17 protein-coding genes are annotated in these 26,465 nt (G+C 32.6%); 13 read left to right on the top strand and 4 right to left on the bottom strand.

Annotation, left to right across the window (positions count from 1 at the left end):
- Nucleotides 1-12: 12 nt before the first annotated feature.
- The 5 genes from ASC41_RS09055 to ASC41_RS09035 all read left to right on the top strand — a co-directional run bounded on the left by ASC41_RS09055 (nt 13) and on the right by ASC41_RS09035 (nt 10,835).
- Complete coding sequence (locus ASC41_RS09055) at nt 13-972, top strand: OmpA family protein (protein WP_055436319.1); 960 nt, start codon at nt 13-15, stop codon at nt 970-972.
- A gap of 225 nt (nt 973-1,197) precedes the next feature.
- Nucleotides 1,198-2,235 (top strand): aldo/keto reductase, encoded by a 1,038-nt coding sequence (locus tag ASC41_RS09050; protein ID WP_055436318.1) that lies wholly within the window; start codon nt 1,198-1,200, stop codon nt 2,233-2,235.
- A 185-nt stretch (nt 2,236-2,420) separates the two neighbouring features.
- Nucleotides 2,421-7,958 carry a T9SS type B sorting domain-containing protein gene (locus tag ASC41_RS09045; RefSeq protein ID WP_055436317.1) on the top strand — a complete coding sequence of 1,846 codons (5,538 nt, stop codon included), beginning with the start codon at nt 2,421-2,423 and terminating at the stop codon, nt 7,956-7,958.
- A 31-nt stretch (nt 7,959-7,989) separates the two neighbouring features.
- Nucleotides 7,990-8,895, top strand: a complete 906-nt coding sequence (locus ASC41_RS09040) for a PorP/SprF family type IX secretion system membrane protein (RefSeq protein ID WP_055436316.1) — start codon at nt 7,990-7,992, stop codon at nt 8,893-8,895.
- Nucleotides 8,896-8,927: 32 nt separating this feature from the next.
- Nucleotides 8,928-10,835, top strand: a complete 1,908-nt coding sequence (locus ASC41_RS09035; protein ID WP_055436315.1) for an OmpA family protein — start codon at nt 8,928-8,930, stop codon at nt 10,833-10,835.
- Between the two features lie 164 nt (nt 10,836-10,999).
- Here the strand turns inward: ASC41_RS09035 and ASC41_RS09030 are convergent, their stop codons facing one another.
- A complete protein-coding gene (locus ASC41_RS09030; protein WP_055436314.1) occupies nt 11,000-11,608 on the bottom strand; it encodes a superoxide dismutase in 609 nt (202 codons plus the stop codon).
- 203 nt (nt 11,609-11,811) lie between these two features.
- On the opposite strand from ASC41_RS09030, the gene ASC41_RS09025 reads away from it, so the two are divergent.
- From ASC41_RS09025 to ASC41_RS09005, 5 genes are all read left to right on the top strand, one after another.
- Nucleotides 11,812-14,973: a UvrD-helicase domain-containing protein gene (locus tag ASC41_RS09025; RefSeq protein WP_055436313.1), complete on the top strand. Its 3,162-nt coding sequence runs from the start codon at nt 11,812-11,814 to the stop codon at nt 14,971-14,973.
- A gap of 40 nt (nt 14,974-15,013) precedes the next feature.
- Nucleotides 15,014-16,210 (top strand): glycine C-acetyltransferase, encoded by a 1,197-nt coding sequence (gene kbl / locus ASC41_RS09020; protein WP_055436312.1) that lies wholly within the window; start codon nt 15,014-15,016, stop codon nt 16,208-16,210.
- A 120-nt stretch (nt 16,211-16,330) separates the two neighbouring features.
- A complete protein-coding gene (locus ASC41_RS09015; RefSeq protein ID WP_055436311.1) occupies nt 16,331-17,743 on the top strand; it encodes an OmpA family protein in 1,413 nt (470 codons plus the stop codon).
- Between the two features lie 70 nt (nt 17,744-17,813).
- Nucleotides 17,814-20,567: a PD-(D/E)XK nuclease family protein gene (locus tag ASC41_RS09010; RefSeq protein WP_055436310.1), complete on the top strand. Its 2,754-nt coding sequence runs from the start codon at nt 17,814-17,816 to the stop codon at nt 20,565-20,567.
- Nucleotides 20,567-21,406 (top strand): alpha/beta hydrolase family protein, encoded by an 840-nt coding sequence (locus ASC41_RS09005; protein WP_055436309.1) that lies wholly within the window; start codon nt 20,567-20,569, stop codon nt 21,404-21,406. Before ASC41_RS09010 ends, ASC41_RS09005 begins: the two co-directional genes overlap by 1 nt.
- Before the next feature lie 92 nt (nt 21,407-21,498).
- On the opposite strand, the gene ASC41_RS16915 is transcribed toward ASC41_RS09005, so the two are convergent.
- Nucleotides 21,499-21,645, bottom strand: a complete 147-nt coding sequence (locus tag ASC41_RS16915; RefSeq protein WP_160318800.1) for a hypothetical protein — start codon at nt 21,643-21,645, stop codon at nt 21,499-21,501.
- 403 nt (nt 21,646-22,048) lie between these two features.
- The gene (locus tag ASC41_RS09000; RefSeq protein ID WP_055436308.1) at nt 22,049-22,846 is read right to left on the bottom strand and encodes a universal stress protein; all 798 of its coding nucleotides are present in this window, start codon (nt 22,844-22,846) and stop codon (nt 22,049-22,051) included.
- A gap of 90 nt (nt 22,847-22,936) precedes the next feature.
- Between ASC41_RS09000 and ASC41_RS08995 the strand changes: the two genes are divergently transcribed.
- The 3 genes from ASC41_RS08995 to ASC41_RS08985 all read left to right on the top strand — a co-directional run bounded on the left by ASC41_RS08995 (nt 22,937) and on the right by ASC41_RS08985 (nt 25,810).
- The gene (locus tag ASC41_RS08995) at nt 22,937-24,271 is read left to right on the top strand and encodes an MATE family efflux transporter (protein WP_055436307.1); all 1,335 of its coding nucleotides are present in this window, start codon (nt 22,937-22,939) and stop codon (nt 24,269-24,271) included.
- Between the two features lie 139 nt (nt 24,272-24,410).
- Nucleotides 24,411-24,860: a 6-pyruvoyl trahydropterin synthase family protein gene (locus tag ASC41_RS08990; protein ID WP_055436306.1), complete on the top strand. Its 450-nt coding sequence runs from the start codon at nt 24,411-24,413 to the stop codon at nt 24,858-24,860.
- 197 nt (nt 24,861-25,057) lie between these two features.
- Nucleotides 25,058-25,810: a UDP-2,3-diacylglucosamine diphosphatase gene (locus ASC41_RS08985; RefSeq protein WP_055436305.1), complete on the top strand. Its 753-nt coding sequence runs from the start codon at nt 25,058-25,060 to the stop codon at nt 25,808-25,810.
- On the opposite strand, the gene ASC41_RS08980 is transcribed toward ASC41_RS08985, so the two are convergent.
- Nucleotides 25,807-26,310: a hypothetical protein gene (locus ASC41_RS08980; RefSeq protein ID WP_152971451.1), complete on the bottom strand. Its 504-nt coding sequence runs from the start codon at nt 26,308-26,310 to the stop codon at nt 25,807-25,809. The two genes, ASC41_RS08985 and ASC41_RS08980, sit on opposite strands and share 4 nt — an antisense overlap.
- Nucleotides 26,311-26,465 lie beyond the last annotated feature (155 nt).

Here is a 26,465-nt window from a genome sequence, read left to right as displayed (position 1 = left end):
ACAGTCCCAAAAATGAAAAACAAATTCACAGTCATAGCCTTATTATTACTCGTAGCAACATCATGTGTGTCTCCAAAAGTTTATAAAAATTTAGAAGACAAATACGCTGCATTAAAAAAAGAGAATAGAAGCTTACAAGACGATTATAACGATTTACTAAAAGCTAAAACCAAAGCAGATAACGAACTAAAATTCACGAAAGAAGATTTCGATAATACAACAGCAGATAAAGATCTTTTGAATGCCAACTATAAGGTATTAGTTAAAGAGCATGAAAACCTTAAAGCATCTTACGACGCTTTAGAATCTAATAGCTCATCTGCAATTGCAGCCAATTCTAAAAAAAATAGAGAATTATTAGCTCAGTTAGAAGCGAAGGAGCAAGCATTAGCTTCAGAAAATGCGAGATTAGAACAATTAAAAAAAGAACTTGAAGCACGATCTAATAGAGTTGCAGAATTAGAAAGCGTTATCGCAGCAAAAGATGCAGCAATGACTAGCTTAAAAAATGCAATTTCAAACGCATTAACAGATTTCGAAGGAAAAGGTCTTACCATCGAGCAACGCAACGGGAAAGTTTACGTTTCTATGGAAAACAAATTGTTGTTCAATTCAGGAAGTTGGGCAGTAGGTGTAGAAGGAAAAAAGGCAGTAAAACAATTGGGTAACGTATTGGGTGATAACCCAGAAATTGCTGTTTTAATAGAAGGGCATACAGATAATGCGCCTTATTCTGGGTCAGGTCAAATTAAAGGAAACTGGGATTTATCTACAAAAAGAGCAACTGCAATCGTAGAAATTCTTAGAGAAAATAATAATATCAATCCAGAAAATCTTACAGCAGCAGGACGCGGAGAGTTTTTGCCAATTGCAAGTAATGATACCGCAGAAGGGAAAGCCAAAAACCGACGTATAGAAGTTATTTTAACTCCAAAATTAGATAAGATTTCTAAGTTGTTAAACGAAATTTAATTTTTAGGCGTTACCAAGACAATGCTAAAAAAAAGCATTGTCTCGGTCAGGCTCTCGGCAGTCGCTCTCTGCGAGGAGCTTCAACAATGCCTCCATCCTTAACGCGATTACCAGCAGATATTTTCTAAACAAAAATATACCTTAACAAACATTTAGACCTTTCTTTATATTATTAAAGAAAGGTCTTTTTTTATATTTAGAGAAAAATTACTATTTATTAAAACTATGAAATACACAAAACTTCCAAACACAGATATAAAAGTGAGTAAAATTTGCCTAGGTTCTATGACTTGGGGAAACCAAAATACAGAAGCCGAAGGGCATTTGCAGTTAGATTACGCAATAGATCAAGGTGTAAATTTTATAGACACAGCCGAAATGTATCCTGTGCCTGCAACAAAAGAAACACAAGGAGCAACAAGTAAGATTATTGGAACATGGTTTAAAAAAAATGGAAATCGAGATAAAGTAGTTTTAGCTTCTAAAATTGCCGGAAACGGAGATTATACAGCACATATTAGAACATCAGGTTTTACTAAGCAAAGTATTAAGGAAGCTGTAGACAATGAGTTAATAAGATTGCAAACAGATTATATAGATTTATTCCAATTGCATTGGCCAGAAAGAGAGACAAACACTTTTGGAGTTAGAGATTATAAACATAACCCAAACGATAAATGGGAAGATAACTTTAAAGAAGTTTTAGAAAGTTTAGATGCTGTTATTAAAACAGGTAAGATTCGTCATATTGGTTTGTCAAATGAGAAAGCTTGGGGAACTATGCGTTTTATAGAAGAGTCTAAAAAAAATAACGCACCAAGACCAATAACAATCCAGAATGCATATTCACTTATTAACCGTGTTTTCGAAGGAGATATGGCCGAAATAGCAATGCGAGAAAATATAGGACTACTGGCGTATTCTCCAATGGCATTTGGTGTACTGTCTGGAAAGTACATTAAAAATACAGCACCAGAAAATTCAAGATTAAAACTGTTTCCAAGATTTGCAAGATACAGTGGTGAACAAGCAACAAAAGCTACGCAGCAATATTTAGAGTTAGCCGAAGTTAATAATATGTCTTTAGCTCAAATGTCTTTAGCGTTTGTAAATCAAAGAGAATTTTTAACAAGTAATATAATAGGAGCAACAAATTTAGAGCAACTTAAAGAAAATATTAATAGTATAAATATAGATTTAAGTAAAGAGCTATTGGATGCTATCAATGAGATTCATAATATATTACCAAATCCTGCACCATAAAATAGAATTTAGCAGTTGTGTGTGTGTTTTTTTTTTTTTTTTTTATAAGGGAATCGAATAGTTTTTAAATTAACACCTTTAATCGTTAATAAGAGTATTTAATCTATAAAGGCAAACTTATATAACCTACGATTAAATTTTTATTTAGTTTAGTACATTACTTAAACTAATTGAAATTAGCAACGATGAAAAAAATTACACTTTTATTGGCAATTGCAACCATGCTTTTTGGGTTCAATGTCAATGCACAAATTACTACTTATCCTTATTCTGAGGATTTCGAATCTGGAGATGGAGGATGGGTTGCAGATAATGCAACAAGCGGAACATGGGCTTTGGGAACACCAGCCTCTGCAGTTATTAATAGTGCAGCTTCAGGAGCAAATTCTTGGGCAACAAATTTAACTGGGAATTATAATAGTTCAGAGTCGTCAACAGTTACTAGTCCTGTTTTTGACTTTTCTACAGTAACAGCACCTGCTATTTCTTTTAGTATTTGGTGGGAATCAGAAAATAGTTGGGATGGTACAGTTTTACAATCTTCAATAGATGGAGGAACAACATGGGTAAATGTTGGGGCGTTAGGAGATGCAGGTAACTGGTACAACGATGGAACTATAAACGGAAATCCAGGAGGTCAGCAAATAGGATGGACTGGACGAGATGGCGGAGGTTCTAATGGTTGGGTAACAGCTAATAATGCCTTAGCAGGTTTAGCTGGGCAATCTAGTGTAATATTGCGTTTTGCTTTTGGATCAGATGGATCTGTTCCTGATGAAGGAGTAGCTTTCGATGATGTATCGGTTTTTAATGTAACATGCCCAAGTCCAACAGGTCTAACAGCAACGACATTAGGTGAGTCTACTGCCGATGTTTCATGGGTAGCGGGAATTGGAACAGCATGGGAAATTGTAGTGCAAGCTGCAGGAACAGGAACACCAGCAGATACAGATACAGGTGTTTCTACAACTAATAATATGCCATACAATGTTACAGGCTTAACACCAAGTACAGCTTATGAAGCTTATGTAAGAACAAATTGTACAGGAGCAGATGGTAACAGTATTTGGGTAGGGCCAATAAATTTTACAACATTAAACACACCACCACCAGCACCATTAGGGGTTAGTTGTGCAAGTGGAACATCATCAACTATATTTACAGAAACTTTTGGAGATGCTCCAAATGTAGATCCATTGGGTTGGACGGGAACTGGTTTTGACGGATCAAATGGTAATTGGAGCATTACAAACGCAGGTGGGAATTCTGGTGGAACAGGCCCAGCAGATTCTTTCGATGGAAATACAGGAGTACATTTAGAATATGAAGCTTCGGGAAATGCATCTGATATAGCTTCAGCAATATCACCAGCAATAGATTTAACTACAGCTGTAGATGGAGCAGAATTAGCATTCTTAATGCATGCTTTTGGTGATGATATTGGAACATTAAATGTTAATGTAGGAACAAGTGCTACAGGACCATTTACAACAGAATATACTTGGGTTGGAAATTACCAATCTACAGATGCAGAAGCATGGATACCTATAGGTATTAATTTAGATGCTTATTTAGGACAAGTAGTTTATTTAGAATTTAGTTATGGTGCTACAGGTAATGATTGGGAAGGCGATATCGCTTTAGATCAAATTACAGTAGAAACTTGTGGTAACTTCTGTATTGCTCCAAGTAATATTGTTGTAACTAATGTAACAGATGTAAATGCAGACATCTCATGGATAGCAAACAATGGTGAAACACAATGGGAATACGTTGTTCAACCAGCGGGAACAGGAACTCCTACAGGAGCAGGAACTGTTACTACAACAAATCCTACCTCAGTAACAACTCTTATCGCAAGTACAGCTTACGAGTTTTATATATTAGCAGATTGTGGTAATGGACAAAGTCAATATTTTGGCCCAATTAATTTTACAACATTAAACACGCCACCACCAGCACCATTAGGTGTTAATTGTGCAAGTGGAACTTCATCAACTATATTTACAGAAACTTTTGGAGATACTCAAAATGTAGATCCATTAGGTTGGACAGGAACTGGTTTCGACGGAGCAAATGGAAGCTGGAGAATTACAAATTCAAATGCTAACTCTACAGGAACAGGCCCAGCAAATTCTTTCGACGGAAATGCAGGAGTACATTTAGAATATGAGTCTTCTGGAAATGCATCTACTATAGCTTCGGCAATATCACCAGCAATCGATTTAACTACAGCAGTAGATGGAGCAGAATTAGCCTTCTTTATGCATGCTTTTGGTGATGATATTGGAACATTAAATGTTAATGTAGGAACAAGTGTTGCAGGACCATTTACAACAGAATACACATGGATTGGAGATTATCAATCTACAGATGCAGAAGTTTGGGTGCCTATAGGAATTAATTTAGATGCTTATTTAGGACAAGTAGTTTATTTAGAATTTAGCTATGGCGCTACAGGTAATGGTTTTGAGGGTGATATTGCTCTAGATCAAATTACAGTAGAAACTTGTGGTAGTTTCTGTATTGCACCAAGTAATATAGTTGCAGTTAATATAACAGATACAACTGCTGATATCTCGTGGACAGCAAACAGTGGAGAAACACAATGGGAATATGTAATACAACCAGCCGGAACAGGTACTCCAACAGGACCAGGAACAGTAACTAATACGCCAGGATTTATGGCTTCAGGCTTATCTGGACTTGCTGTTTACGAAGTATATGTACTAGCAGATTGCGGAGGAGCTCAAAGTGTTTGGGCTGGACCTTATAATTTTAATACAGATGTGCAACTTAACTTCGCGGTAGATTGTGCTGTAGGTCCACAAAATATTAACTATTGTTACGACAGTAACGATACTAACGTATTTACATTTACAAGTACAGATGGCTCTGCATTAAACTTTACAATTAATTCTGGAAATGTAGAATCATGTTGTGATGAATTAGTTGTTTATGATACTGATGGTACAGAATTATTTAATGATACTAACGGAGGTGATTTAGGAGGTTTAACTTTTCAATCAACAGGAGATACTATTTCTTTCACAATAGCATCAGATGGTTCTGTTAGTTGTCAAAGTAGTACTACCATTAATCCTTTAGATATTACTGTGTCTTGTGCAACTTGTATAAACCCAACAGCAACTTATCAAGTAGTTGATGATTGTGCTAATGGTGATCAATTCTTAGTAGATGTAGGCGTAACATCTTTAGGAGACGCAGCTTCAGTTTCTATAGAAGATAACCAAGGTAATCCGGCTGTGTCAGTTTCTGCAACAGGAATAACGCAATTTGGACCTTATCCTTTTAACGTTGATATTATTTTTACAGTAAGTAACGATCAAGATGTAAATTGTATAATTACAAGTTCTGCACTACAATTAGCAGCATGTCCGCCAGCAAATGATAACTGTGGTAATGCAACAGTAGCTGCTGTAAATGATAGTTTTTTATGCGAAATGAGTACACCAGGAACGCTATTAGAAGCAACGCCTTCTGGAGTTCCTAACTCTACTTGTGGAGGTGATGCAGATGATGATGTTTGGTTTCAATTTGTAGCTACAAGCGAATTTCAACTAATAGCATTAGCAAACATACAAGGAAGTAATACTTTTGATATAGATCATGCATTATACGAAGGTGCTTGTGATGCTTTAGTAGAGATAGCATGTACTGATGCAGAATTAGCAAGTGTTACACCAGCTTTAACAATAGGAGATACATATTTTATTAGAATCTTTTCTGGCGGTTCAAATGCTGAAACAACAACTTTCGATTTGTGTATTACACCATATGAAGCACCAGCAAACATAACATGTGATGCGACAGAGAATCTTTGTCCAGGAGGAGACGATTTATATACTTTCAACACTGTTGGTGTTATTCCAGGTCTTGGTGCAATAGATTGTTTAGGTTCTTCGCCTAATCCAACATTTAGTATTGTTGAAATTGGTACTTCGGGAGATATAGATATAGAAATGGTCCAGAACACAGCATTTGATGCTTTAGGAAACCCTATAGGAGATGAGTTAGATGTTGATTTTGCAGTTTGGGGACCATTCAATGCAGGAGATGATTATTGTTCAGGTGGTGATTATCCTTCAACTCCAGTTTTTGCATGTAGTTTTTCTGCAGCAGCAGTAGAGAATTTTATAATTACTGGTGCCGTGGCAGGAGATATTTATATTGTACTTATTACTAATTATGATCAAGATCCTGGAATTATACAAATAAACCAAACAAATTTAGATCCTAATAACCCAGATCCAAATGCAGGAACTTTAAGTGGTGAAATAGAGGTAGATATAATTAGTGCTGATGCGGTGTTTATTGACGAAGATAACGATGAAACTACACCATCTATAGCTAATTTATGCGGATATGATTCTATTGTTTTAGAAGCAGATTCTCCTTTTGCCGATGCATACGAGTGGTATGAAAACGGTATCTTAAATCCAGCTTTAACAGGTTCTTCAATTACGGTTACAGAATCTAATACTTATGCTGTAACTGCTTACGATAATCAATGTATGGGTAACGATACCAAAACAGTAATTGTTAACTTATACCAAGCAGCAACAGTAAATATTGTTCCTCAAGATGAAGTATCAATTACAACCTGTGATGATGAATCTGGTGATGGAGTAGAAGACTTTAATTTAAATGGACTTTCAAGCATTATATTAAATGCTCCAGGTCAAGATCCAAATGACTTTTTAGTAACATACCATGCAACTTTAAATGATGCGCAGACAGGTAATAACCCATTAGTATCACCATATTCTGCTACAGATGGAACAATAATTTTTGTAAGAGTAGAAGATGTTGACTCAGTAGGATCAGGATCAGGTTGTGCAAGTACTAACACAACATTCGAATTAGTAGTTTTAGGAGCACTTCCTGACATTACTGATGTAGATGATTTAGAGTTATGTGATGACGAATCTAGAGATGGTGTTGAAGAATTCGATCTTGAACAAAACACAGCAACTGTTCTTAATGGGCAGGATCCAACTGTATTTGTGGTTACTTACCATGAATCTGAAGTAGACGCAGATGCAGGAGTAAATGCATTAGTATCTCCATATTCGAATACTTCTAGTACTCAAACAATTTTTGTTAGAATACAAAATAACGCAGCGTCAGATTGTTATAAAACAACAACCTTTAATATAATAGTTAAAGATGTTCCTAGTACTACGTTTAATGCTAGTACAGTTTACGAGGTATGTCCTAATGCTAACGCTCCTATTACATTAGCGCCAACTGCAGATAACTATACAGAATCTGAAGTTAATATACAATGGTCTTACGAAGGTGTTGTGATTCCAGGAGAAACAGGTCTTACTTTAGATACAGTGCTTTTAGCAGGAGATTACGAAATAATGGTAACATTTAATGGAGCCGGTGCTCAATGTACATCAAGTCAAGAAGTAACGGTTTATGAATTAGAATCTTGTGTTATACCACAAGGTATTTCGCCAAATGGTGATGGATTAAATGATACATTTGATTTAAGTAGTTTTGATGTTCAACGTTTAACAATATTTAATAGAAATGGAGTTAAGGTTTACGAGAAGACTAATTATACAAACGAATGGTATGGTCAATCTTCAGATGGTGATGAGTTACCAGTAGGAACTTATTACTATGTAATTGATTACCAAGGAAACAAAAGCAAAACAGCTTGGGTATATGTTAATAGAGAAAACAAATAATCAAACCAACTAGAAACCAATAATAATACAGATGAAGAACATACTATATATAGTATTCCTAGTAGTTATAGGCGTACAAGCGCAGCAAGATCCGCAGTACACGCAATACATGTACAACATGAATGTCATTAATCCTGCATACGCAGGATCAAGCGAAAGTGTTTCCATAGGCGCATTATACCGTAGTCAATGGGTAGGTTTAGAAGGCTCACCAAGCACCGGAACATTAGCGATTCATTCTCCAGTAGGAAACAGAGTAGGATTAGGTTTATCATTAATTAATGATGAAGTTGGACCAGTAAGAGAAACCAACGCTTATGTAGATTTCTCTTATACATTACCAGTAGGAAACATTACAAAATTAGCTTTCGGTTTAAAAGCCGGAGCTACTTTCCATGATATTGGATTAACAAGTGTAGAAACTATAGATGCTGATGATCCATTTTTCTCGCAAGATGTTAATGAGACTACAGCAAATGTAGGTGCAGGTTTATACTTATACCAACCTAACCGTTGGTATCTATCTGCTTCGATGCCTAACATTTTAAATGGAACACATTTAGATAAAGATGGTAGAAAAATAGGATCTGAAACGGAACATTTATTTGCAGCTGCAGGTTATGTGTTTGATTTGTCAGAAAACTTTAAATTAAAGCCACACGCTTTAATGAAGTTTGCTTTCGATGCACCAATAAGTTATGATGTAAACCTAAATCTATTCATGTACGATGTTGTAGAAATTGGAGCAGGATACAGACTAGACGATTCTTTTAGTGGTATGGTAAACTTTATGGTTTCACCATCAATGAGAATTGGCTATGCTTACGATGCTATTCAATCAGAATTAAACGTCGTTACAGATGCTTCTCACGAGATCTTTATAAACTTCGATATCGATTTACCAAAAAAAGTATCACGTTCACCACGTTATTTCTAAACCACTTAAGCTAACAAAAAAGATAGGACCAGATGAAACACTTAAAATTAATTATAACACTAGTCATTCTAAGTAGCTTTAGCGTGACAGCGCAAACCAAGGCAACAAAGAAAGCCGATAAGCATTTTGCGAAATATCAATTTGTAGAAGCTATAGAGGATTATACTAAATTAACAGAAAAAGGAGAGGCAGATGCTTACGTTTATGGACGCTTAGCAGAGTCTAATTACAATATTTTTAACACCGTAGAAGCAGAAAAGTGGTATGCAAAAGCCTTAGAAACCTCTCAAGAACCAGAAATGCTTTTTAAATATTCTGAAATGCTAAAAGCAAACGGAAAGTATAAAGAGGCTAATGTACAAATGCGCAAGTTTGCAGCGATGCAACCTCAAGATGATAGAGCTACTATGTTTTTAGCCAATCCAGACTATTTAACAAAACTTCAGGCCAAAGAAGAAAAGTTTACAGCTAAAAACCTAGACATTAACTCTTCTGCTTCAGATTTCGGCGGTGTTATACAAGATGGAAAATTATATTTTTCTTCTGCTAGAAATAATAGTAGAAAAAAATATGGATGGAACGAAGAGCCATTTTTAGATATATATACTTCAGAGGCAACTCCAGGAGACACTTATGCAGAACCAGTATTAATTGGAGGTAAAATTAACACAAAATACCATGAAGGTATTACTACTTTTTCTCCAGATGGCAAAACTATGTATTTCTCAAGAGAAAGTTTCTTTGAAAATCTATACGAAAAAGACAGTTTAACTAATACTAAAATAAGTGTCATTCATTTATTTAAAGCTACAAAATCTGGAGTTAACAAGTGGGAAGACATACAGCCTTTAAGTATTAATAATAAAGATTACTCTGTAAAAAATCCATCTGTAAGTTTAGACGGAAAAACACTATATTTTGCATCTAACATGCCAGGAGGTTCTGGAATGTTCGACATTTACATGGCTCCTATTCAAGATAACGGAATGGTTGGCACACCTATAAATCTTGGAGAAAAAGTAAATACTCAAGGACAAGAAATGTTTCCTTATGCAGGTGATGGTGAATATTTATACTTCTCTTCTAACGGTCATTTAGGCCTAGGAAATCTTGATGTTTTCTATACAGACTTATCAGGAACAGAATCTGTAAAAAACATTGGAGCACCTATTAATAGTAAAGCCGATGATTTTGCTTTTGTTATCAACAACGATAAAGATGGATATGTTTCTTCTAACAGGGCTGGAGGAAAAGGAAACGATGACATTTATGCAATAAAAGAAATAAAGCCTTTATGCGATGTTGACATGATTGTAAGTGTAGAAAATGCAGAAACAGGAGAAAAAATCCCTAACGCAACAGTTGCACTTCACGACGATAAAGGAACCGTGTTAGATACTGCAACTACAAATGCACAAGGTATTGTAAGCTTTAAAACAGATTGTGAAATTGAAACGAGTTTAAAAATAACAAAAGAAGAATTTGAAGATGCATCTCAAACTGTTTCAGGTACAAAAGAAGAAACCTTAAATGTAAGTGTTGACTTAACACCAATTAAAAAAATTATTATTGAAGACCGTGTAGTATTAGAGCCTATTTATTTTGACTTTAATAAATCTGACATCACAGTACAAGGAGCAAACGAATTAGATAAGTTAATACTAGTAATGAATAAATATCCTAATATGGTTATTTACGCTACTTCTCATACAGATAATAGAGGTAAAGATGGATACAACCTTCGCCTTTCTGAAAGAAGAGCACAATCAACAGTTGCTTACGTAATTTCAAAAGGTATCAATGCTGAAAGAATCTCTGGTAATGGAAAAGGAGAAAGCGAGCCTTTAATAGATTGTAAAAAATCATGTACAGAAGAAGATCATCAACTTAATCGACGTTCTGATTTTAAAATTATAAGTGGTGGACCATCTACCAATTAGAACTTAATAACCTGTTTAACCAACTTTATTAAAACCAGAAAAAAGCCACAACATATGTTGTGGCTTTTTTTATTACAACCTCACTTTACTTAATTTAATCCAAAAAAAAGGAGCTAATAAAATTATTAGCTCCTTTAAAATATTGTTTTAAAAGTATGTTTAGATTATTTTGCTAAAGCATAACGTCTCTCAACTTCGTTCCAGTTAATTACATTAAAAAATGCATTAATATAATCTGGTCTTCTGTTTTGGTAATTTAAGTAGTAAGCATGTTCCCATACATCTAAACCTAATATTGGAGTTCCTCCACAAGTTACACCTGGCATTAATGGATTATCCTGGTTTGGTGTAGAACACACTTCAACCTTTCCTCCTTTATGCACACACAACCAAGCCCAACCTGAACCAAATTGTGTTGCAGCTGCACTACTAAAAGCGTCCTTAAAAGCATCTACAGAGCCATAAGCTGCTTCAATTGCATCTTTTAAATCTCCAGATAAACGCCCTTTATCTTCTGGATTCATTACATCCCAAAATAATGAATGATTATAAAAACCACCACCATTATTTCTAACGCCTTTATTTTCCATATCAAGATTAGTTAATATGTTTTCTATAGTCTTTCCTTCTAAATCTGTACCTTCAATAGCTGCATTTAATTTAGATGTATATCCATTGTGGTGTTTAGTGTGATGTATTTCCATTGTACGAGCGTCGATATTTGGTTCTAAAGCGTCGTAAGCGTATTTTAATTTCGGTAATTCGAAAGCCATAATTTTATATGTTTATGTTAATAATTCTTTGAGTGTAAATTTAACACTTTAACAAATCAATTAAAAATTAAACCCATATTATGTCTTTTGTTTTAATAATACTTTAACAACGTGATTTTTAAACGGTTCTGATTTCTTCTTAAAAAAATGAAATTTCAGCAATCTTCACCCGAATTGTTTTTATCTTGTACTAAAAATATTAAATGTCGTCAAACTCTTCATTTCAAGTCTATAATGCCTCTGCAGGAAGTGGTAAAACGTTCACTTTAGTTAAGGAATATCTTAAAATTTTATTTTCCGCTTCAGGAAATTATCAATTCAGAAATATTCTTGCCATTACATTTACCAATAAAGCAGTTGGTGAAATGAAAGCACGTATTTTAGAGATGTTGAAGACTTTTTCTGAAGACGATTCTTTAAAAAATCCGCATCCAATGTTTTCAAATATTGTTGAAGATTTAAAGATGAAACCTGAGGTGCTTCAAAAAAAAGCTAAAGATATTTTAAACACCATTATGCATAATTATGCTGCTTTCGATATTTCTACTATTGATGGTTTTAACCACAGACTAATTAGAACCTTTGCACACGATTTAAATTTACCATTAAATTTTGAAGTAGAATTAGATACAGAGTCCTTATTAAATGAAGCTGTAGATCGTTTAATAGCTAAAGCAGGAACCAATAAGGAGCTAACAAAAATACTAGTAGACTTTGCTATAGAAAAAGCTGACGATGATAAAAGTTGGGACGTTTCTAGAGATTTTAATAATATAGCAAAGCTATTAACTAAAGAAAGTGATTTAGAATATGTAAAAACCTTGAATGATAAATCTCTTAATGATTTCTCATTACTTAAAACAACTTTAAAAGAGACCATTAAAGACATTGAAAAAGAATGTATAGATATTGGTGAAAAGGCTTTAACTCTAATTGAAAATAATAACATTCCTCAAAATCATTTTAGATATAGCGACCTTCCAAAACATTTTATTAAACTGAAAAACATCAAAATAAGTGATTTAAATTTTGAAGGCAGGTTAGCTACTGATTTAGAGAACGAAAAATACTATACAGCAAAAGCCACAGCTGACACTAAACAAAGTATTGAAAGCATAATTGAAGAGCTAAAAACATTGTTTTACAAATCTAAAACCTTACCAGAACGCTATTTATTACCAATAGCCATATACAAAAATCTTACACCACTATCTGTTTTAACAGTTATCAACAAGGAATTAATAGATATTAAAACTGAAGAAAACAAAATGCTAATTAGCGAGTTTAACGCAATTATTAGCAAGGAAATAAAAGGTCAGCCTACGCCTTTTATATACGAACGAATGGGTGAAAAATTCAAGCATTATTTTATAGATGAGTTTCAAGACACATCGGAAATGCAATGGGAAAATTTAACACCATTAGTGGATAGCACTTTATCTGGAGAAAATATTAAATCTGAAAAAGGAACTGCCATGATTGTTGGTGATGCTAAGCAAGCAATTTACAGATGGAGAGGTGGTAAAGCAGAACAGTTTATGGAGTTGTTTAATAAAACTTCGAAACCATTCTATATAGAACAAGATGTTAAAAACCTAGGCTCTAATTTTAGAAGTTTTGAAACTATCGTTAATTTTAATAATGCGTTGTTTAAGCATATTTCTACTCATGCACTCTCAAAGGAAGACTATTCAAATCTTTATGAACAATCACATCAAGAACCATCTAAAGACACAAAAGGATATGTAAATCTTAATTTTATCGATTTTCAAGATGAAGACACTGATAAGGATGAAATTTACACGCAACACGTTTACGATACAATTAAAGCTTGTCAAAAAAATGGCTACGCCTTAAAAGACATTTGTATTCTTGTTAGAAAGAAAAAACATGGAATTGCTATTGCTGAATTTCTTAGTGGTCAAAATCTAAAGATTACGTCTAGTGAAACAATGCTTATTAATAATGCACCAGAAGTACAACTAATAAATAATGTACTTACGGTGTTAGTAAACCCAAATGATACAGAATGCAAAGTTAATATTTTAGATTTTTTAGCTGATAAATATGCCATTAAAGACAAACATGATTTTTTTAAGAAACATTTATTTTTAGATTCAGAAGATTTTTTCAAAAGCTTTGAAACTTTCGAAATTAACATTAACCCAAACCTATTAGTACAACAAGGGTTATTCGATTTAGCTGAAACGGTTGTAAGAAGCTTCAAATTAGTAGAAACATCAAACGCTTATGTTCAATTTTATTTGGATACAGTTTTAGAATATTCACAAAAAAATATTTCAGACTTATCTTCTTACCTAGAGTATTTCAACTCTAAAAAAGATAAGCTTAGTATTGTTTCACCACAAGAGCAAGATGCGATACAAATAATGACTATTCACAAATCTAAAGGCTTAGAATTTCCGGTTGTTATTTTCCCGTATGCTGATATTAATATATATGAAGACATTGAGCCTAAAGAATGGTTTACTTTAAATCCTGAAAACTATAACGGCTTTAAATACGCTTTATTAAATTACAATAAAACTTTCGAATCTTATGGAGAAGAAGGCAAATCTATTTATGCAAGACATCAAGCCGAATTAGAGCTAGACAGTCTAAATTTATTATACGTAGCATTAACTAGGCCTGTAGAACAATTATATATTATAGGAAAAAAAGACATTAATAAAAAAGGAGAATTAAACTTAAAATCTTACTCTGGTCTACTAATAGATTATTTAATGAATACTGGACATTGGAAAGACACCGAAACCATTTATAGTTTTGGAACTCCACAAAAAACAGAATCAAAAGAGAAAGAACTAAGTATTAAAACCATAGAACAACAAGAATTTATATCTACAGCAAAAGAAGATCATAATATTAAAGTAATTGCAAACTCTGGATATCTTTGGGACACCAAACACGAAGATGCTATAGAAAAAGGGAACTTGGTCCATGATATTATGGAACACATAAAAACAGAAAACGATGTTGATTTTGCAATTAACGATTTTGAAAGCAATGGAACAATAAATACAACCCAAGCAAAAGCTTTAAAAACATCAATACTAGAAATTATAAATCATCCTGATTTAAAATCTTATTATACAGAAGGTAACACCATTTATAACGAACGTGATATTATTTCTAAAACTGGTAAATTATACAGACCAGACCGCTTGGTAATAAACAACAAAAATGAAGCAGTAATTATAGATTACAAAACAGGATTACATAATCCTAAATACCAACACCAATTACACGATTACCAAGACGTTTTAGAAGAAATGGATTTTAAAGTCACTAAAAAACTCCTTTTATACATTAATAAGGGCATAACAATTAAAACTTATAATTAATGTTTTATAAATTTGTACAATCAATTAATAAAAAATAAGCATGTACGGTAAAATACAACAACACTTACAACAAGAAATAAAAGACATTAAAGATAACGGACTTTACAAAGAAGAACGTATAATCACATCACCACAAGGTGCAGAGATTACTTTAAGTACAGGAGAAACAGTATTAAACTTTTGCGCAAACAACTATTTAGGCTTATCGTCTCACCCAGATGTAATTCAAGCAGCAAAAGATGCTATGGATACTCATGGTTTTGGAATGAGTTCTGTTCGTTTTATTTGTGGTACTCAAGACATTCACAAAGAATTAGAACAAAAAATAGCCGATTTTTACGGTACAGAGGATACAATATTATATGCAGCAGCCTTCGATGCTAATGGTGGTGTTTTTGAACCTTTATTAGGAAAAGAGGATGCAATAATTTCAGATTCTTTAAATCATGCTTCAATTATAGATGGTGTTCGTTTATGTAAAGCCGCACGTTACCGTTACCAAAATAACGACATGGCAGACTTAGAGCAACAATTAATTGATGCTAATAAAAATGGAGCAAGACACAAAATAATAGTAACAGATGGTGTTTTCTCTATGGATGGATTAGTAGCACCTCTAGATAAGATATGTGATTTAGCAGATAAATACGATGCATTGGTAATGATTGACGAATGCCATGCAACTGGTTTTATTGGCGCAACAGGAATAGGTACTTTAGAAGAAAAAGGAGTATTGGGTCGTGTAGACATTATTACTGGAACGCTTGGTAAAGCATTAGGTGGAGCAATGGGTGGTTATACTACTGCAAAAAAAGAAGTAATAGACCTTTTACGTCAACGTTCAAGACCTTATTTATTCTCTAATTCTTTAGCTCCTGCTATTGTTGGCGCCTCTATCAAGGTATTCGATATGCTTAAAAACGATACCTCTTTAAGAGATAAACTAGAAAGCAATACCAATTACTTTAAAAAAGGAATGAAATCTGCTGGTTTCGATATTATTGATGGTGACTCGGCAATTGTTCCTGTAATGTTATATGATGCTAAACTATCTCAAACAATGGCAAACATGCTATTAAAAGAAGGTATTTATGTTATTGGCTTCTTCTTTCCTGTAGTGCCTAAAGAAAAAGCACGTATTAGAGTTCAACTTTCTGCAGCACACGAACAAATCCATCTAGACAAGGCTATTGAAGCTTTTATAAAGGTTGGAAAAACACTTAAAATTATTAAATAGGCACCAATAATTAAGATATTTTAATAAATTAATAAATATTTTTATATATTTATCTTTGTTAATAATGTTTAACAACTTATTTTTGCTTTTAATTAACACTTAAAAATTAAATTTTTGAATATGAAAAATCTTAGCAGATTATTATTCACTCTAGTACTTGTAGTAAGTTTTAGTAATGTGAATGCACAAGACCAAGACAATCCTTGGGCTATTAATTTTGGAATTAACGCGGTAGACTTTTTCTCAGGAGAGGATTCGTTTGATGCTGGAGTATTTGATGAATACTTTAATGTAGAAGATCACTGGAATATTCTTCCTTCATTATCTACAATATCTGTATCTAAGTATATGGGTAACAACTTTTCTTTACAAGCTGGTGGTTCTATCAACAAAATTGAAAAGTACGGTGATGTATCTGTATCAAATTTAAATTATTATGCTGTAGATGGTAACGTAAGATATCATTTCGCTGAAATAATCAAAAGTAAAAGATTAGACCCTACAGTTGGTATTGGTGGTGGTTACACGTGGGTTGAAGAAGGTCCATTAAATAGCAACGGATATGGTGGTAGCAACAACAATGGTGCTGGTACTTTAAATGGTTCTGTTGGATTAACTTACTGGGTATCTGATAACATTGGATTATTCGTAGAGTCTAAATACAAGCACGCTTTTGAAGATTACTTAGATACTCACTTTCAACATTCTGCAGGAATAGCTGTGAAATTTGGAGGAACTGATACTGATGGTGATGGTATATTCGATAAGAATGATGCTTGTCCAGAAGTTGCTGGTTTAGAAGCTTTCAACGGTTGTCCTGATACTGATGGTGACGGAATCGAAGATTCTAAAGATTCTTGTCCTAACGAAGCTGGTTTAGCTGAGTTTAACGGATGTCCTGATACTGATGGTGACGGAGTTGTAGATGGTAGCGACGATTGTCCTACTGTTAAAGGTCTTAAATCTTTAAACGGTTGTCCTGATGCTGATGGCGATGGTGTAACTGATGCTAAAGATAAATGTCCTAAAAAAGCTGGTCCAGCTGCAAACAATGGATGTCCTTGGCCTGATACTGACGGTGACGGTGTAACTGATAATGTTGACAAATGTCCTAAAGTTGTAGGTACAGTTGCAAACAACGGTTGTCCTGAAGTTGTTGAAGTTGTTCAACCAACTCAAGAAGTAATCGAAAAATTAAATGCATACGCTAGAACTATCTTATTTAACTCTGGAAAATCAAGTTTCAAACAACAAGCTTTCCAATCTTTAAAAGATATTACAGCAATCTTAAAAGAATACCCAGACTCTAACTTCTCTATCGAAGGTCATACTGATAGTGTAGGAGCAAAATCTTCTAACCAGTTATTATCTGAAAGAAGAGCGAACGCAGTAAGAGATTACTTAGTCGCTAATGGTATTTCTAAAGCTAGATTAACATCTTACGGTTTTGGTGAAGATTACCCAGTAGATTCTAATGCTACAAAAAACGGTAGAGCTAACAACAGACGTACTGAGATTAAACTTAAAAAATAAGTTTCTCAATACTTTCAAATAAGTTTTTAAAAACGCTTCGGTTTACCGAAGCGTTTTTTATTTTTATACAATGAAATCATTTATTTTCGATGTATTAAAAAACCTTAAAGACAAAGGAGAAAACTTATCTACTCTTACCTTTGTATTACCTAGTAAACGTGCTGGAGTATTTTTAAGGCAAGAACTTTCTACTGTTGTTAACAAAACCATATTCTCTCCAACTATTATTAGTATAGAGGAATTTGTAGAAGAATTAGCGCAGTTAAAATCTATTACGAATACAGAACTATTATTCGAGTTTTACAACTCTTACTTAGCATTAACTCCAAAGAAGGAACAAGAACCATTCGAAAGCTTTTCTAAATGGGCACAAATATTACTTCAAGATTTTAATGAAATAGATCGTTATCTTATTCCTCAAGATAAAATATTCGATTATTTAGGAGCCATTAAAGAACTAGATCATTGGTCTTTAGAGGATGACAAAACAGAAGTTGTAAAAAACTATCTAAAGTTTTGGGACAAATTAAAACTATACTACAAACATTATACTCAAGCCTTAATAAGTAAAAAAACAGGCTATCAAGGTTTAATTTATAGAGAGGCTGTAGAAAACATAGATAACTATTGCTTAGCAAGTACACAAAAACACATTTTTTTAGGTTTTAACGCATTAAATACTGCTGAGGAAACTATTATCCAAGCTTTACTTAAAAGTGAATTAGCAGAAGTGTTTTGGGATATAGACGAAGTATTTATAGAAAACCCAATTCATGATGCAGGATTATTTACTAGAGCACATAAAAAGAATTGGAAATATTTCGAAAAAAATCCATTTAATTGGATAACTAATCATTATTCGGAATCTAAAAATATTGAAATATTAGGTGTTCCTAAAAATATTGGACAAGCAAAAACCATTGGTTCTATTTTAAAATTAATAGAAACAAAAAATCCAAAATTAAAAAGTACAGCTGTTATTCTTGGCGATGAAAACCTTTTGATCCCTGTATTGAACTCTATACCCGAAACTATAGATAAACTTAATATTACAATGGGCTTTCCTTTAAGCTCAATACCACTTGCCTCACTTTTTGAACAATTATTTGCTATCCATAAAAAAGTATCAGACAAATACTATTACAAAGATATTATTAGCCTTTTATCTCATCAGTTTATAAGACCTTTATTTGCTAATGAAGAAACTAACAACGCCTCTATTCTAATAGAAATAATAAAAAAGAATAACCTAGTATATTTATCGCTTGAAGATTTAAAAACATATAACAATGGTAATTCTGAAATATTAGAACTTCTGTTTAGTAATTGGAAGAATAATGCAAATCAATCTATTAATAACTGTTTCGAAATAATTAATAAGGTAAAAGAACACTTATCATTTAAAAAAGAAGAAAACTTAATCTCTTTAGAATACTTATATCGCTTTAATAAGCTATTTAACGAGCTCTTTAGACTTAATGAAAGCTATAAGCATATAAATGATATATCAGCATTATTTAGCATCTATAAAGAGTTACTTTCTAGCGAAACTTTAGACTTTCAAGGAGAACCTCTAGAAGGCCTCCAAGTCATGGGAATGTTAGAATCTAGAGTACTAGATTTTGAGACTGTAATAATCTCAAGTGTTAATGAAGGCGTATTACCATCTGGTAAATCTAACAATTCATTTATACCGTTTGATGTTAAAATAGAAAACGAGCTACCAACATACAAAGAAAAGGATGCCGTTTACACATATCACTTTTACCGATTGCTTCAACGTGCAAAAAACGTTTATATACTTTATAACACTGAAGCAGATGTGTTAACTGGAGGAGAAAAAAGTCGTTTTATAAATCAATTAGAATTGGAAGATATTCATGATTTTAACCATAAGATAATGACACCTCAAGTACCTACTTTTAATGTCGAATTAAAGGAAATTGTTAAAACAGAAGCTATTATAAATCAATTAAAAGAAATTGCTAAACAAGGCTTCTCTCCTTCATCATTAACAAATTACACAAGAAACCCATTAGATTTTTATTACCAAAAACTATTAGGGATAAAGGATCTTGAAGATGTAGAAGAAACTGTAGCAGCAAACACCATGGGAACCGTAGTTCATGATAGTCTAGAAGCACTATACTTACCTTTTATTGGTATGCAGCTAAAAGTACAGGACATTAAGAACATGAAACCTAAAATCGATAGTAATATTACTAAATTTTTCCAAAAGGCTTATGCAGATGGAGACATGACAAAAGGTAAAAATTTAATTGTATTTGAAATTGCAAAACGCTACGTTCTAAACTTTTTAAATTTAGAAATCGAAGACCTAACAGCAGGTAATACAATTAAAATAATAGCTCTAGAGTCTCGTACAGAAATACCATTAAACATTCCAGAATTAGATTTTGAAGTTAAATTAAAAGGGACTGTAGATCGCGTAGACGAGTACAATGGGATAACTAGGATTATTGATTACAAAACAGGAAAGGTAGATTCTGGACAGGTTGCAATAGTAGATTGGGAAGATATAAATTCAGATTACAAAAAATTTAGTAAGAGTTTTCAAATTTTAGCTTATGCCTATATGATGAATGCATTGAAACCTTTAGATTTCCCAATCGAGGCAGGTATCATTTCATTTAAAAACCTTAGTGCAGGCTTTTTAAAATTCACAAAAAAAGAACAACAAAGAGGCGGAAATAAACAAACTCTAATTACCCAAGAAACTTTAGATTTTTATTTTGAAGAATTAAAAAACCTAATTATTGAAATTTGTAATCCAGATGTTAATTTTATTGAAAAAGAGGTATAATGAATGTAAAGAATCAAGTTTTAAGCAGAAAAGAGCAAAAACCAATTGTTTTTGATGTATTTTTTAATGAAAATAAAAAACCAAAACCTCTCGTTATTTTTTGTCATGGCTATAAAGGTTTTAAAGATTGGGGAAGCTGGAATTTAATGGCCGAACTTTTTAGAGAATCAGAAACATTCTTTGTTAAATTCAATTTTTCACATAATGGAGGCACAACTGAAAATCCTATAGATTTTCCAGATTTAGAAGCTTTCGCGGAAAACAATTACACTAAAGAACTCGACGATATAGATTCTATTTTAAATTATTTTTTATCCAAAAATTACGAATACAAACATGAGATAGATTCAAAAAACATAACCCTAATTGGGCACTCTCGAGGTGGTGGAATTTCTATTATTAAAGCTGCTGAAGACTCAAGAATTACAAATTTAATAACTTTAGCTAGTGTTTGCGACCTTGCAAAACGCACAGCAACAATTGGAGATATAAAACAATGGAAAATAGATGGTGTTAAATATGTTTTAAATGGAAGAACTAAACAACAAATGCCTCATAACTATCAATTTTACACGAATTTTAAGGCAAACGAAAAAAGGTTAAATATAGAAAAGGCTGAAAAATCATTACAAATTCCGCATCTTATAATTCATGCAAAAGACGATCCATCTGTTAAGTTTTATGAAGCAGAATCTCTTCATTCATGGAATCCGAAAAGCATATTAATTCCTATTGAAAATAGTGATCATGTTTTTGGAGCTAAACATCCTTGGATAGAAGAGTTACCTCCAAAAGCGCTAACACAAGTTATAGAAAAGTGTATAGGGCAAATTTCATAAGGACTATGCTACCTTTAAAACATTTTAATATACTCATTAATCTTTCTTTATAGCATCTCTCTATTAACAGGTTTTGTAATATAATTATCCATTCAAACATCCATTACTTTTTGCCTTGCCGCATCTGTAGCATCTGCAGTAACAGCAATAATTGAATTAATAAAAATTCTTAATTCATAACTAATATTAAACATACGTAACACTATCACAAAAGCTTTGGTCTCGTTATTAATAAACATTAACACTCCTTATACTATTATTACACCATAAAGTACTTTTAATAGTTCTACTTATATATTCTATTTTTAAAAATTGCTAACAATACAGTAATTAAAATAGTCTGTTCATTTATAAAGCCTCTTAAAGTCAATCGGTATTGAAAAACATACCATCGAGAGCAGACCACAGTAACGCAGTGGAAAACAAGGAAATACTATAGAAATCATTTATTCGATAAGCTTGTAAAGAAAACAAGTAAACTACTGTCACTAAAAATAATAAATCATAGAAAAAGCTAAAAACAATTGCTACGTGTAATTAGATTTCCAAAACTGATTTTTTTTATGTTATACAAGCGGAAGGTTTAAAGCCTATCCATCATGGCTTAAATGTAAATAAAATTAGAGACACCTGTAAAAATGGTTATTTTAAACCACTAAGTACAAGCACTGGAAACTCGCTTACATGAAAATCTTTTTTAAGCATAATATTTTTCTCCCATAGTTTTTTAAAAAAACCACGCTTACGCCTTACAACGCATAACATATCTGGATTACTAGCTTTATAGTTTTCTAAAACACCTTGGTAAGTAGTAGGGTTTTCAGATTTTGTAATATTAGTTATAATACTTTCTAATTCACTACTAACATTAAAGTCTTCATCATTATAAAAAGGCGTTTTTACTAGTAGTAAATCTACTTTAGCATTAAAACTCTTTTGTATAGATTTTAATGGATTTAAAGCTTCTTCTCTTTTAATAACTGCAGATTTTAAAGCAAATAAAACAGAATCAATTGGCTTAAAAACGTAGTCTTCAGGTACAATTAAAGCTGAAATATTAGTTTGCTTGATAATTCTTCCAGATGTTTTTCCTAAGTAAACTTCATCTTTAATAGAGTTTGTTCTTGGCTCTAAAATAATCATATCAATATCAAAAGCTTTGCTAATTAAGTTTATGGTATCAATTAATTTTCCTTTAAACGTTTTAGTAACAACCTCCACTCCTTTATGGTCTATTTGCGACACATGATGCTCTAAAAAAGCTTTACTTTCTCGCTCAAGAATATGATCTATTTTAATCATTGTTCCTGCTTTTGTATAGAAGTTATAAACTTGCACAACAAATAGTTTAGCGCCTGTTGCTCTAGCAAAATCAACGGCATATTGCAAATGACTTTTAGCGTTTTTTGATGATCCTACAGGTACTAAAATATTTTTCATGATATATAAATTTAAGACTATTTAGACTACAAAAATACAGTTTTTATACTAAATCTTCCGACATTCGCATTCTCTAAAAACCATTTCCTTTTGAGTACTAATATAAGCATAAAACATATAAACAAATTAGCTATTCCAGCACTTATTGCAGGAGTGTCTGAACCTATACTATCACTTACCGATGCTGCAATAGTTGGAAATGTAAGCCTAAATGCAACAGAATCTCTTGCTGCTGTTGGTATTGTCTCTACTTTTTTATCTATGTTAATATGGGTATTTGGACAAACAAGAAGTGCTATTTCGTCTATAGTTTCGCAATATTTAGGAGCAAATAAATTAGATGAAATAAAAAACCTACCAGCCCAAGCAATTTTTATTATTACATCACTAAGTATATTAATTATAGCGACCACTTATCCTTTTGCCGAATCTATTTTTAAACTTTATAATGCTGAAAATTTAATTTTAGATTATTCTGTAGACTATTATAATATTCGTGTATTTGGTTTTCCTTTTACATTATTTACTATTGCTGTTTTTGGTGCCTTTAGAGGTTTACAAAACACCTATTACCCAATGGTTATTGCAATAATTGGTGCAGTTACAAACATTATTTTAGATTATGCATTTGTTTATGGCGTAGCAAACATTATTCCTGCAATGCATATTAAAGGAGCTGCTTATGCAAGTATAACGGCTCAATTTTTAATGGCATTACTATCGGCTTATTATCTTCTTAAAAAAACAGACATACCATTAGTTTTTAGTTTCCCTTTTAACAAAGAAATAAAACGCTTTTTACTAATGATTGGTAATCTAATTATTAGAACTGTAGCCTTAAACGCAACACTTTACTTCGCGACTAGATTTGCAACAGGATATGGTAAAGAATATATTGCAGCATACACCATTGCCATAAATTTATGGTTTCTAGGTGCTTTTTTAATAGATGGTTACGCCAGCGCAGGCAATATTCTTTCCGGAAAACTAATAGGAGGTAAAGAATTCAATAAACTAATACTTTTAAGTAATAGACTTATAAAATATGGCATTGCTATAGGATTAATTATCGCTGTTTTGGGTGCTCTTTTTTACTATTCTATTGGTGAAATATTTATAAAAGAACCAAAAGTTTTAGACCAATTTTACAGCATTTTCTGGATTGTTTTAGCCATGCAACCTTTATGTGCTTTAGCTTTTATTTTCGACGGCATGTTTAAAGGGCTTGGTAAAATGGCCGATTTAAGAAACCTACTATTAGCATCTACATTTTTAGTTTTCCTACCTACACTTTACATTCTGCACCACTACAATTTAAAATTAACAGGCATTTTTATAGCATTAACGCTATGGATTGCGGTTCGTGGATTACCATTAATCATAAAATTTAGAAAAGAATTTTTACCACTATCACAAAAGAATTAACTTTGGCGCAAGCCTCTGGCCCAAAAAAATAAAATAAAATGGAAATATTAAACTTTTTAGGAGGAAGTGGCTTTTTTGCCATCTTAGCCTTCGTTATTATTATAATCTATATTTACAATAGATACAAGAACCGTAGATAATGGGAAACATACGTATAACTAAGCTTTTTTCTTTCGAAACTGGTCACGCACTTTATGGCTACGACGGAAAATGTAAAAACGTTCATGGACACAGTTACAAACTCTCTGTAACCGTTTTTGGACAACCAATATCGGACAGTACAAACGTAAAATTCGGGATGGTTATAGACTTTACCGATCTTAAAAAGATTGTAAAAGAAGAAATTGTAAACGTCTTCGATCATGCCACTGTGTTTAATAAAAACACACCACATGTAGAGCTAGCAAAAGAACTTCAAGATAGAGGTCACAATGTACTTTTAGTAGATTACCAGCCAACAAGTGAAATGATGGTTATTGATTTTGCTAAGAAAATTAAAAATCGCTTACCAGAAAACATACAACTACACTCTTTAAAACTTCAGGAAACCGATAGTTCTTATGCGGAGTGGTATGCAAGTGAAAACTAGAATTCTGCGAAGGCAAGAATCTCTTTATTAATAAGTTATAGTTTTTGTGAAGGTAAATAAAACGGCAAGTAGATGCGTTAGGGATTGAGCAATTGTTGAAGCTCCTCGCAGAGAGCGACTTGCGAAAGCCCGACCTTTAGGTAACGCCCAAATAATTATAAATTCCTTCGATTTCAGTAATTAATTATATTTACAACATGCAAATTCCAAAAGGAAAAAAAATATATTTCGCCTCAGATAATCATTTAGGAGCTCCTACAAAGGAGTTATCTTTTCCTCGCGAGCAAAAGTTTGTTGCTTGGCTAGATGAGATAAAAAAAGATGCTGCTGTAATTTTTCTACTTGGTGATCTGTTCGATATGTGGATGGAATATAAAACCGTAGTTCCTAAAGGTTTTACAAGAACCTTAGGTAAGCTAGCCGAAATTAGCGACTCTGGAATCCCAATCCATTACTTTGTTGGAAATCACGATTTATGGATGAATGGTTATTTTGAAGAAGAACTAAATATTCCTGTTTACCACAAACCACAAGAATTCACTTTTAATAACACTTCATTTTTTATTGGTCATGGCGATGGCTTAGGTCCTGGAGACAAAGGTTATAAACGCATGAAAAAAGTGTTTACAAATCCTGTTTCTAAATGGCTGTACAGATGGTTACATCCAGATATTGGTATACGCATAGCGCAACACCTTTCGGTTAAAAATAAAATGATTTCGGGAGACGATGATGCTAAATTTCTTGGAGAAGACAATGAGTGGTTAGCACAATATTGCAAACGTAAATTAGAGAACAAGCACAGAGATTTCTTTATTTTCGGTCACAGACATTTGCCTTTAGATATTAAACTAAACGACAAATCGCGCTACGTAAACCTGGGAGATTGGGTAAGTTATTATACCTACGGTGTGTTTGATGGTGAAACTATGAAATTAAAAAACTACTAAACTTCGAAAGCTGTAAAATTTTTATGGTTAAGTATTTCGTCAAAATCAATCATAAAAAAGACAAAACAAAATTGGGCTATTGTTGTGCTTAAATTTACTAATCCCAAAAGCATTACATTCTTCACTTGCAAAGCCAAAATAATAAGACCAAGAATACACGTTATACTATATCCAATACCTGTTAAAAACAAATAAATACTCTTAGAGTGACTGTAAACAGAGGTGATATAAAAACAACTCGCTAAAAAAGCTGTAAACGGAAGTATTCCAAAAGCAAAAAACAAACTAGTATTAAGCTCACTAAAAAATGTTAAATAAGTAGAGAGAATAATATACGCTGAAGAAACAATTATTATAATAACAAAGAGACGATTTACACCTATAAGCCTTAGTTTTCCTTTTTTTAATAATGGAAATAATAACACAACACCGCTAATAAAACATACTGAATATACTAGTATAACCCATATAATATTAAAAACGATAGCAGACTTATCCATAAACTCTACAGTTATAGCGCTTAGATAAAACAAATAAAATAAAGGCTTAATTTTTTTTGAAAAAAGACTGTAGGCAACTAATAGAACAACATGAAATAATGGTTTAGAGTAAAACTCGAGCCAACTATATGTTGTCATAGAAATAGCGATGCTAA

This window comes from Lacinutrix algicola, from assembly GCF_001418085.1.
Taxonomy (GTDB): domain Bacteria; phylum Bacteroidota; class Bacteroidia; order Flavobacteriales; family Flavobacteriaceae; genus Lacinutrix; species Lacinutrix algicola.
This window is presented reverse-complemented; position numbering and strand designations above follow the sequence as displayed.